The 10,744-nt window shown below is 69.6% G+C and carries 9 protein-coding genes; 5 read left to right on the forward strand and 4 right to left on the reverse strand.

What is annotated here, in order from left to right:
* Positions 1 to 220 precede the first annotated feature (220 nt).
* Together K206_RS0109220 and K206_RS0109225 are read right to left on the reverse strand one after the other, a co-directional pair.
* Complete coding sequence (locus K206_RS0109220) at positions 221 to 877, reverse strand: hypothetical protein (RefSeq protein ID WP_369796872.1); 657 nt, start codon at positions 875 to 877, stop codon at positions 221 to 223.
* Between the two features lie 14 nt (positions 878 to 891).
* Complete coding sequence (locus tag K206_RS0109225; protein ID WP_369796873.1) at positions 892 to 2,487, reverse strand: sigma-54 interaction domain-containing protein; 1,596 nt, start codon at positions 2,485 to 2,487, stop codon at positions 892 to 894.
* Between the two features lie 298 nt (positions 2,488 to 2,785).
* Here K206_RS0109225 and K206_RS0109230 point away from each other — a divergent pair, with 298 nt between their 5' ends.
* Together K206_RS0109230 and K206_RS0109235 are read left to right on the forward strand one after the other, a co-directional pair.
* Positions 2,786 to 4,177 carry a GntP family permease gene (locus K206_RS0109230; protein WP_029043404.1) on the forward strand — a complete coding sequence of 464 codons (1,392 nt, stop codon included), beginning with the start codon at positions 2,786 to 2,788 and terminating at the stop codon, positions 4,175 to 4,177.
* Positions 4,178 to 4,246: 69 nt separating this feature from the next.
* Positions 4,247 to 5,023 (forward strand): 3-hydroxybutyrate dehydrogenase, encoded by a 777-nt coding sequence (locus K206_RS0109235; RefSeq protein ID WP_020202130.1) that lies wholly within the window; start codon positions 4,247 to 4,249, stop codon positions 5,021 to 5,023.
* Between the two features lie 195 nt (positions 5,024 to 5,218).
* Here the strand turns inward: K206_RS0109235 and sodB are convergent, their stop codons facing one another.
* Together sodB and xseA are read right to left on the reverse strand one after the other, a co-directional pair.
* Entirely contained in the window at positions 5,219 to 5,800 is a 582-nt protein-coding gene (sodB, locus tag K206_RS0109240) for a superoxide dismutase [Fe] (RefSeq protein WP_020202131.1), read from the reverse strand.
* A 168-nt stretch (positions 5,801 to 5,968) separates the two neighbouring features.
* On the reverse strand, positions 5,969 to 7,354 hold the full coding sequence (xseA, locus tag K206_RS0109245) for an exodeoxyribonuclease VII large subunit (RefSeq protein ID WP_020202132.1): 1,386 nt from the start codon (positions 7,352 to 7,354) through the stop codon (positions 5,969 to 5,971).
* A gap of 1,034 nt (positions 7,355 to 8,388) precedes the next feature.
* Between xseA and K206_RS0109250 the strand changes: the two genes are divergently transcribed.
* The 3 genes from K206_RS0109250 to lpxK all read left to right on the forward strand — a co-directional run.
* The gene (locus tag K206_RS0109250) at positions 8,389 to 9,009 is read left to right on the forward strand and encodes a MotA/TolQ/ExbB proton channel family protein (RefSeq protein ID WP_020202133.1); all 621 of its coding nucleotides are present in this window, start codon (positions 8,389 to 8,391) and stop codon (positions 9,007 to 9,009) included.
* Positions 9,010 to 9,017: 8 nt separating this feature from the next.
* Complete coding sequence (locus K206_RS0109255; protein WP_020202134.1) at positions 9,018 to 9,446, forward strand: biopolymer transporter ExbD; 429 nt, start codon at positions 9,018 to 9,020, stop codon at positions 9,444 to 9,446.
* A 246-nt stretch (positions 9,447 to 9,692) separates the two neighbouring features.
* Positions 9,693 to 10,744 (forward strand): tetraacyldisaccharide 4'-kinase (gene lpxK, locus K206_RS0109260; RefSeq protein WP_020202135.1); only part of this gene is annotated, 1,052 nt, incomplete at its 3' end.

Here is a 10,744-nt window from a genome sequence, read left to right on the forward strand (position 1 = left end):
CGCGGCCGGCTCGCGCCAGCCGGCCAGCCACGCCGCCGCGGCCGAGCGCCTGCGGCAGGCCGGCGCGGCCGTGGTGACGGTGGAGATGGCGGCCTTCGAGTGGATGCACAGCAGCCGGCACGCGCGCTTTCGCGACGTGCTGGCGCTGGTCAGGTAGGCGCGGCCGCCCGGCGCCGGGTCAGGCGTTGGGCAGCCGGCGTCGGGCGGCCAGCGTCGAGAATCAGGCCTTGGCGGGACGCCCGGTCTTGACCGCTTCCAGGCCCGCGACCGCGGCCAGCAGTTGCTGGTCGTCGAGGCCGGCGAGCAGGATCAGGCCCGCGCGCAGCAGCTCGCTCTTCTTGGCGGCGACGCCGGCGCCGAGGCAGCGCTCCTTGAGCGCGTCGAGCTGGCCGTATTCCGACTTCGGCATGGTGAAGCTGTCGCGCACCACTTTTTCCTTCTTCGCGCGGCGGGCCTTTTCTTCCGGCCTGGCCGCCACCGAGGCCGGGGCCTTGGCGGCTTCGGCGGGCTTGGCCGGGCTGTCGACCTTGGGTGCCTTGGCGGGCTTGGCCGCCTTCGGCGCCTTGGCCGGCTTCACGGCTTTTTCCGCTTTCTCCACCTTGGCGGCTTTCACTGCCTTCGGCGCTTTTGCCGCGGCCTGCGCGGCCTCGGCCGGAGCCGCCTTGGCGGAGGTCTTGCGGGCCTTGCGGGGGGACGTTGCTGCCTGCTTGCCGGGAGTATCCATGCTCATGGGGAAGTAGAAGGTTGTGTCGGTCGGCGCCTTGATGATGGGGGAATGCATCCAGATTCTTTCACGAAACGAAAACGATATAAACAGTATATACGGTTTAAGCACCGGCGCGAACGATTCCGCAAGGCGGCGGCGGGCGGCCGGCACCAGCCCCGATCGCGCTAGCCTTCCCGGCCGCCGGCCGCGGGCGCGGCGGCGGCCTCGGGCGGCAGCAGCCCGGCCTGCCGGTGCGCGGTCAGCTTCTTGTAGAAAGCGGCGCGGCTCAGGCCGATGCTGCCGGCGGCGCTGGCCACGTGGCCGCCATGCGCGGCCAGCGCCTGCATCAGGTAGTCCGCCTCGAAGCGCGCCATCGCGGCGGCGTAACCGGCCGGCGCGGCTGCCGGCGGCGCGGCCGGCAAGTCCCGCGCGGCCGGGGAAGCCGGCAATGCGAGCAATGCGGACGATGTGGACGACGATGCCGGCGACGGTTCCGCCGGGACCGGCGCGGCGGGCGGCGCCGGCTCGCGGCCGAGCAGCGAGGCGAGCACCTGCGCGTCGGCATCGTCGGCGTCGTGCATCATCACCAGCCGCTCCAGCGCGTTGCGCAGCTCGCGCACGTTGCCCGGCCAGTCATGCCCGGCCAGCAGCGCCAGCGCCGCGTCGGACAGCACCGGCGCGTCGCGCCCGGCGCGCGCGCAGATTTCCTCGAGCAGCGCGTAGGTCAGCGGCACCAGGTCCGGCTGGCGCCGGCGCAGCGGCGGCAGGTAGACCGGCAGCACGTTGAGCCGGTAATACAGGTCCGCGCGGAACTTGCCCGCGGCCACCAGCGCCGGCAGGTCGGCCGAGGTGGCGGCGATGATGCGCACGTCGGAGCGGATGATGCGGTTGGAGCCGAGCGGCTCGAACTCCTTGTCCTGCAGCGCGCGCAGCAGCTTGCTCTGCAGCATCAGCGGCATGTCCCCGACCTCGTCGAGCAGCAGCGTGCCGCCGTCGGCCAGCTCGAACTTGCCCATGCGGCCCTTGCGGTCGACGCCGGTATAGGCGCCCGGCGCGGCGCCGAAGAACTCCACTTCCAGCAGCGCTTCCGGGATGGCCGCCACGTTGACCGTGACCAGCGGCCGCTCGGCGCGCGCCGAGGCGGCGTGGATGGCATGCGCCAGCAGTTCCTTGCCGGTGCCGGTCTCGCCCAGCAGCAGCACCGGCGCGTCGGCCAGCGCGGCGCGGCGCGCCTGCCGCTTGACCTCCAGCGTGGCCGCGCAGGTGCCGACGAAGCTGGCGAAGGTGTACTTGGCGCGGCGCGCCTGTTCCAGCGTGCGGCGCGTGGCGACCAGCTCCTCGCGCACGCGCGAGTAGTGCAGGAACAGCGGCGTGAGCGACTTGAGCTCGTCGAACAGCGCGAAGCCGACCGCGCCCACGGTGTTGCCGTCGCCGTCCTTGATCGGCAGGCGCATCACGATCATCGGCTCGCGCCCGGTCTCGAGGATGTCGAGCAGGATCGGCTTGCCGGTCGCCACCACCTCGCGCATCAGGCTGTTGGGGATGACGCGCTCGCAATCCAGGCCGATGGCGTCGCGCGGGTCGGCGAAACCGAAGCGCGCGGCATAGCGCTTGTTGATCCACACCACGCGGCCCTGCGCGTCCACCACGATCGTGCCTTCGCTGAAATTCTCGAAGGTGCGGAACAGCGACTCCATCGCGCGGCGGGCCACGGAATCGTAGTTGCCCAGCGCGCTGTCGCCGATCTCGCTCAGTGTTTCCATCGTCTCCGTCGTTGCCATCGTCTTTGCTTTTTGTCTCCACATTGAGACAAAGTTTCTCATATCCGAGACTGCGGCGCGGCGTGGCACGGACATCCGCCATCCAGATTCCACGATTCGAGACTTCGTTATGCCTTTCCGTCCACCTTTTTCGCGGATTTATGGCTCGTCAGCCACTTCCCGCACTGGCATGGTCCGTGCAAAGGCATGCGGCGCCCGCCGCGCGGCCCTTGCCGCGGGCCGGACCGTCGCCGTGCGCGCGCCCGGTTTCCCGGCCGTGGGCGCGCGCTCAAATCAATAAGATCCTCGCGGAGACCTCATGTCGTTTGTCGTAGTCATTGCAGCCCTTGCATTCCTGATGTTCGCCGCTTACCGGGGCTACAGCGTCATCCTGTTCGCGCCGCTGGCCGCCCTCGGCGCCGTGCTGCTCACCGATCCGTCCGCGGTCGCGCCCGCCTTCACCGGCATCTTCATGGAAAAGATGGTGGGCTTCGTCAAGCTGTACTTCCCCGTGTTCCTGCTCGGCGCGGTGTTCGGCAAGGTCATCGAGCTGTCCGGATACTCGCGCTCGATCGTCGCCGCCGCGATCCGCTACATCGGCAGCGCGCGCGCCAACGCCGTGATCGTGGCGGTGTGCGCGCTGCTGACCTACGGCGGGGTATCGCTGTTCGTGGTGGTGTTCGCGGTCTATCCGTTCGCCGCCGAACTCTATCGCCAGAGCAACATTCCCAAGCGGCTGATGCCCGGCGCGATCGCGCTCGGCGCGTTCTCGTTCACGATGGATTCGCTGCCGGGCACGCCGCAGATCCAGAACATCATCCCGACCACGTTCTTCAAGACCACCGCGTGGGCCGCGCCCGCGCTCGGCGTGCTCGGCGCGCTGTTCATCATCGCGGTGGGCCTGGCGTACCTCGAATGGCGCCGCCGCGCGGCGGTGGCGCGCGGCGAAGGCTACGGCACCTCGCTGGTGAACGAGCCGGAGCCGGTGGCCACCACGCACCTGCCCAACCCCGTGCTGGCCATCGCGCCGCTGGTGCTGGTGGGCGTGGCGAACTTCGCGCTGACCCGCCTGATCCCGCAATGGTACGGCGCCACCAGCTCGCTCTCGCTGCCGGGGCTGGCCAAGCCGGTCTCGATCCCGACCGCCTCGGTCACGGCCATCTGGGCCGTCGAAGGCGCCCTGCTGCTGGGCATCGTGGTCGTGGTGCTGACCGCGTTCGGCACCGTGCGCCAGCGCTTCGCCGAAGGCAGCAAGGCCGCCGTCGCCGGCGCGCTGCTGGCCTCGCTCAACACCGCCTCGGAATACGGCTTCGGCGGCGTGATCGCCGCGCTGCCGGGCTTCCTGGTGGTCAGCGACGCGCTCAAGAGCATCCCCAACCCGCTGGTCAACGCCGCGGTCTCGGTCAGCACGCTGGCCGGCATCACCGGCTCGGCCTCGGGCGGCATGAGCATCGCGCTGGCCGCCATGTCGGACACCTTCATCCAGGGCGCGCAGGCCGCCGGCATCCCGCTCGACGTGCTGCACCGCGTGGTGGCGATGGCCAGCGGCGGCATGGACACGCTGCCGCACAACGGCGCCGTCATCACCCTGCTGGCCGTGACCGGACTGACCCACCGCGAGTCGTACCGCGACATCTTCGCCGTCACCGTCATCAAGACGCTCGCGGTATTCTTCGTCATCGCGGTCTTTTATCTCACCGGCCTGGTCTGAGCCCGGCACGCAAGCCGCCCGCGCGGACATGACGCGCGGGCGAAATCCCCACGCATACACGCAAATCCCATGACAGACCTGAAAGGAAAGACGGCGCTGATCACCGGCTCGACGAGCGGCATCGGCCTGGGCATTGCCGAGGTGCTGGCGCAGGCCGGCGCCAACATCATGCTCAACGGCTTCGGCGACATCGACGCGGCCCTGGCCGCCATCCGCGCCACCGGCGCGCAGGCCGAGCACCACCCGGCCGACATGCGCAAGGCCGACGAGATCGAGGCGATGTTCGCCGCGGCCGGCGCGCGCTTCGGCGCCGTGGACATTCTCGTCAACAACGCCGGCATCCAGCACGTCGCGCCGGTCGAGGCCTTCCCGCCGCAGAAGTGGGACGACATCATCGCCATCAACCTGACCTCGGGCTTCCACACCACGCGCTGCGCGCTGCCCGGCATGCGCGCGCGCGACTGGGGCCGCATCATCAACATCGCCTCGGTGCACGGCCTGGTCGGCTCGGCCGGCAAGTCCGCCTACGTGGCGGCCAAGCACGGCCTGGTCGGCCTGACCAAGGTCACCGCGCTCGAGACCGCGCGCACCGGCGTGACCTGCAACGCGATCTGCCCGGGCTTCGTGCTGACGCCGCTGGTGCAGAAGCAGATCGACGACCTCGCCGCGCGCGAGGGCCTGACGCCGGCCGCGGCGCAGGCGCGCCTGCTCGACGAAAAGCAGCCGTCGGGCCAGTTCGTCACGCCCGCGCAGCTCGGCAACCTCGCGCTGATGCTGTGCTCGCCGTTCGGCAGCGAGATCCGCGGCGCGGCCTGGGTGGCCGACGGGGGCTGGACGGCGCAGTAAGGCGGCGATGCGCGCGGATGCAAGGCCCTCGGAATCGAGGGCCTTTTTTATTCCCGGCGCGCAGGCAAAAAGAAAGCCCTCACGACTGGAGGGCTTTCTTTCGAAGCATGGCGGCACCCGGGCTTCGGGCGGCGCGGCCGGGCTTTCCCGGCGCGGCGCCGCTGTCCGGATTCACGCCACGGCAGGCGCTCGCGCTCAGCCCGCGAAGTTCTTGCCGGCGAAGTCCCAGTTCACCACGTTCCAGAATGCCTCGACGTACTTCGGGCGGGCATTGCGGTAGTCGATGTAGTAGGCGTGTTCCCACACGTCGCAGGTCAGCAGCGGCTTGGCGTCGGTGGTCAGCGGGGTGGCGGCGTTGGAGGTCGAGACCAGGTCCAGCGAGCCGTCGGCCTTCTTGACCAGCCAGGCCCAGCCCGAGCCGAAGGTGCCGACCGCGGTCTTGGTGAATTCTTCCTTGAACTTGTCGAACGAGCCCCACTTGGCGTTGATGGCAGCCGCCAGCGCGCCGGTCGGCTGGCCGCCGCCGTTGGGCTTGAGCGAGTCCCAGTAGAAGGTGTGGTTCCACACCTGGGCGGCGTTGTTGAAGATGCCGCCGGAGGACTTCTTGACGATTTCCTCGAGGGTCGAGTTCTCGAACTCGGTGCCCTTGATCAGGTTGTTCAGGTTGGTGACGTAGGTCTGGTGGTGCTTGTCGTGATGGAACTCCAGGGTCTCCTTGGAGATGTGCGGAGCGAGCGCATCATGCGCGTAGGGCAGCGGGGGGAGAGTATGTTCCATTGTTTTGTCTCTGTGGGGTTGAAGGACGGGAGATGTCGATTGTAGGGGACTTGCCAGACCCGCGCAAACGCGGGAAACAAAGCCCCCTCGAACATATTAGGTTCATCGATATGCGTTCGCTGTCGGTGGGCCGCCGACGCCCGCGAAGGCCGCCGCGGCCCGCCTGCGCTACACCTCGCCCAGGCGCGGCTGGACGCTGGCGATGCCGGCGTCGGCCACGCCTTCGGCCAGGTGGATCTCGATGGTGGTGCCGGCGCGCAGCTCGGCCGGCGAGCGCAGCGCGTGGCCGCGCTGGTCGAGCAGCACGGCGTAGCCGCGCTCGAGCGTGCGCTGCGGCGCCAGCAGTTCCAGCGCGCCGGCGGCGCGCTGCCAGCGCTGCCCGGCGCGCTCGTGCTGGCGGCGCGCGGCGTCGCCCATGCGCAGCGCGACGCGGCGCAGCTCGTCCTGGGCCGCCGCCAGGTCGGGGCGGCCGGCGGCCCAGCGCATGGCCAGCACCTGCTGCTGGTGGCGGCGCGCGGCCACGGTGTCGCGCAGCGCGCTGCGCAGGTGCCGCATCAGGTTGTCGACCTGCAGGCGGCGCTCCTGCAACTGCGCCTGCGGGCTACGCAGGCGGCGCGCCAGCCAGTCCAGGCCCTGGGCGCGGCGGTCGAGCTGGCGCTGCATGCACTGGGCCAGCGCGTTGCGCGCGCGCAGGGCCTGCATCAGCATGTGGGCGCGGTCGGGGCTGACCAGCTCGGCGGCGCCGGTGGGGGTGGGCGCGCGCACGTCGGCGACAAAATCGGCGATGGTGAAATCGGTCTCGTGGCCCACGCCCGACACCAGCGGCACGGCGCAGCGCGCGATGGCCTGCGCCACGCATTCCTCGTTGAACGACCACAGGTCTTCGATGCTGCCGCCGCCGCGGCACAGGATCAGCACGTCGCATTCGTTGCGCGCGCTGGCGGTATCGATCATCGCGGCGATCTTCTCGGCGGCGCCCGCGCCCTGCACCGGCACCGGATAGACCACCACCGGCACGTGCGGCGCGCGCCGGCGCAGGGTGCTGAGCACGTCGCGCAGCGCGGCGGCCTGCAGCGACGTCACCACGCCGATGGCGCGCGGATGGGCCGGCACCGGGCGCTTGCGCTCGGGCGCGAACAGGCCGGCCTGCGCGAGTTTCTCCTTCAGGCGCAGGAAGGCTTCGTAGAGATTGCCGAGGCCCGCGCGGCGCATGGCTTCCACGCCGAGCTGCAACTCGCCGCGCGCCTCGTACATCGACACCAGCGCCCGGACTTCCACCGCCTCGCCCTCGCGCGGCACGAACCCGACATGCTGGTTGCGCCCGCGGAACATCACGCAGCGGATCTGCGCGCGCGCGTCCTTGAGCGAAAAGTACCAGTGCCCGCTGGCGGCGCGGGTGAAATTGGAGATTTCTCCCCTTACCCAGAGCAGCGGGAAATTGCGTTCGAGCACCTGGGAAATGGCGTGGTTGAGTTCGCCGACGGGGATGGCTTCGCGGCCGCCCGCGGGCGCCGCAGGCTGGGATTCACGCGAAAAGTTCAGCGATTCAGACATGGGCGCAGCCGGGCATGCGGCGTGGAATTGACATGTCCACAGCATAACCGCTCTGTCAAGTCTCTTGGCGGGGGGCGGCCCGTCGACCCGCAAAGCCGCATGACTTGACACAAGCCTTTGATTCTTATGTGGTTTCTGCTGTCTTATTTTTTGAGCAATGTAAGCAAACCCCTTATGCGTCAACGACTTACCGGCTGCGCCCCCGGCTTGTTCACAAAGTTATCCACAGGAACTCTGGACAACCTTGCCGGAAGGCCCGTGCCTGTGGATAGATTGGCGGCCACCGGTCCGCCGGCTGTGGGTAAACCGTAAACACGATGTAAAGACCATCAAAAGTGCTGCCGGAACCATATTCAGCCGGAATCGCGCCGGGCACCCCGGAAACCGGCCTGCCCGGCTGCTGCCCATTTTTTGGGCATGCTGGATTCCGGCCTTTGTTATCAATGGCTTAACCCGCTTCTCCGGCGGTTGTCCACAACCCGTCCACAAGACTGTCCCGGACGAATGTGGAAAGCGGTCGACATGGCGGAAGTTTTTCGGATTCCTCCCCCTGACGACGCGCCCAAGTGCTGCCGGGCTCTCTCTGCCCGTTTTTTGAGCAGCCACGGGAAGCCGCTGCCGAATCAATGACTTAACTGTGTTTTCCGGCAACTGTCCACAACCGCTCCACAACACTGTCCTGCCTTTATGTGGACAGCCCGAAACCTGGCCGCGCGTGCCGGCGCGGCGCCGGCGGGCCGCCGGCGTCACAGGCGCGCTGCCCGTTTTTTAGGCTGGCGATTGTTTTCCCTTTCGAATCAAGACGTTGAGCGGCTTGTCAGATAGCTGTCCACAATCCATCCACAACGCTGTCCCTGTCCTGTGTGGACATCCCGCGCGGCGCGGCGATGCGCCGCCGAGACACCGTGGCATGGCGTCTTGCCGCGCCGCCATGCCGCGGGTTAGAGTGGCGCCTGATTTTTCAATACAGAGCCAGCGCGCGTGCGGCTGCGGCGGCTGGCGTGCAGACAAGCCGTCGAATTTCGGGGTTCCACGTGTTTTCCATCATTCAAGCGGCCGGCTGGCCGATCTGGCCCTTGCTGATCGCCTCGGTCATCGCCCTGGCGCTGATCGTCGAGCGCTTCCTGAGCCTCAAGCGCAGCAAGGTGCTGCCGCCCAAGCTGTACGAGGAAGCGCTGACGGTGGCGCACCAGCGCCGCGCCACGCCCGAGGTGGTGAGCACCCTGGAGCAGAACTCGCCGCTGGGCCGCGTGCTGGCGGCCGGCCTGCGCCACGTCGTGCTGCAGCCCCACACCTCGCGCGACGCCGCCAAGGAAGTGGTCGAAGAAGCCGGCCGCGCGGTGGCGCACGAGCTGGAGCGCTATCTCAACGCGCTCGGCACCATCGCCTCGGTGGCGCCGCTGATGGGCCTGCTGGGCACGGTGATCGGCATGATCGAGATCTTCGGCAGCCAGGGCGGCGCCGGCGCCAGCCCCGAGCAGCTCGCGCACGGCATCTCGGTGGCGCTGTACAACACCGCTTTCGGCCTGATCATCGCGATTCCGGCGCTGATCTTCTGGCGCTATTTCCGCCGCCGCGTGGACGACTACGTGGCCGAGCTGGAATTCCGCGCCACGGCGTTCCTCGACGCCATCCTGCCGCAGCGCCGCGCCTGACGCCCGCCATGCACTTCCGTTCCCGCCAGCGGCGCGAAGAGCCGGAGATCAACCTGATCCCGCTGATCGACGTGCTGCTCGTGATCCTGATCTTCCTGATGATCACGACCACGTATTCGCGCTACACCGAGCTGCAGATCCAGTTGCCGACCGCCGACGCCGAGAAGGCCCAGCAGCGCCCGGGCGAGATCGTGGTGTCGGTCTCGGCCAAGGGCGTCTACGCCGTCAACAAGCAGGTCATGGAGCAGCAGGACGTGACCAGCCTGGCCGCGCGCCTGCGCGAGGTGGCCGGCGGCGGCGAGGGCCAGCCGCCCGTGCTGATCGTCAACGCCGACGCGCAGGCCAGCCACCAGTCGGTCATCAACGTGATGGAAGCGGCGCGCCTGGCCGGCCTGCCGCGCCTGACCTTCGCCACGCAGAGCTCGCAGGCGCGCTGAGGCGACGCCGGGGCTCGCCGCGGCGCACGGCAAGCCCCGGCTTGCCGCGGGCGCCGGAAGGTGCCCATAATGGTTGGATAAGGCGGCCTCGCCGCGGCCGGCCCGCACCGGCCGGCTGCCGCAGTTGCCCCGCTCGTTGCGCGCCGTTCCCGGCGCGTTCCCGTATCCTTCGCCACCGTCCGCCGCTTTCCTGACGCTTTCCTGACGCCCCCCTCCGACGCTTCCCCAGACCCTCCCCCGACGCCCATGCCCGCTCCCCGCCACGCCCTCGCCGACTTCGTGACCGCCCAGTGGCAGCGCCGCGGCTGGTTCGCCTGGCTGATGCTGCCGCTTTCGTGGCTCTTCGGCCTGGTCAGCGGCTGGCGCCGGCTGGCCTACCGGCGCGGCTGGTACAAGTCCACGCGGCTACCAATGCCGGTGGTGGTGGTGGGCAACGTGACCGTGGGCGGCACCGGCAAGACACCGGCCGTGATCGCGCTCGCGCACGCGCTGGCCGAGGCCGGCCTGCGACCAGGCGTGGTCTCGCGCGGCTATGGCGTCACGCTGAAGCACCCGCGCCGGGTCAAGCCGACCTCGGAGGCGCGCGACGTCGGCGACGAGCCGCTGCTGATCGCGCGCGCGGCCGACGTGCCGGTGTGGGTCTTCCCCGACCGCGCGCTGTGCGCGCAGACCATGCTGGTGTCGCACCCCGGCGTCAACGTGCTGCTGCTCGACGACGGCCTGCAGCACTACAAGCTCCAGCGCGACTTCGAGATCGTGATGTTCGACACGCGCATGGGCGGCAACGGCTTCCTGCTGCCGGCCGGCCCGCTGCGCGAGCCGCTCTCGCGCCAGCGCGACGCCACCCTCATCAACGACCCGGACTTCCGCGCCAGCCCCGCGCGGCCGGACGTCTACGGCATGCGCCTGGAACTGCAGGACGCCTGGCAACTGGCCGACCCTGCCCTGGCCAGGCCGCTGTCGGCGTTCGCCGGGCAGCGCGTGCTGGCCGCGGCCGGCATCGGCAACCCCGAGCGCTTCTTCGCCAGCCTGCGCGGCGCCGGCCTGCAGCCCGACACCATGCCGCTGCCGGACCACTACGACTTCGCCGAAGACCCGTTCGCCGACGATCCCGTCGCGCGCGCCGCCGACGCCATCCTGATCACCGAGAAGGATGCCGTAAAATGCGAGCGCCTGAGCGACCCGCTCGATCCGCGGATCTGGGTCGTCCCCACCCTGCCCGTGATCGACGCGGGCCTGATCGACAAGATTCGCCGCGCCGTCGCCGCGCACGCCCAGTCCGCGCCCGGCGCGGCGGG

Source organism: Cupriavidus sp. WS, from assembly GCF_000395345.1.
GTDB classification, from domain to species: domain Bacteria; phylum Pseudomonadota; class Gammaproteobacteria; order Burkholderiales; family Burkholderiaceae; genus Cupriavidus; species Cupriavidus basilensis_B.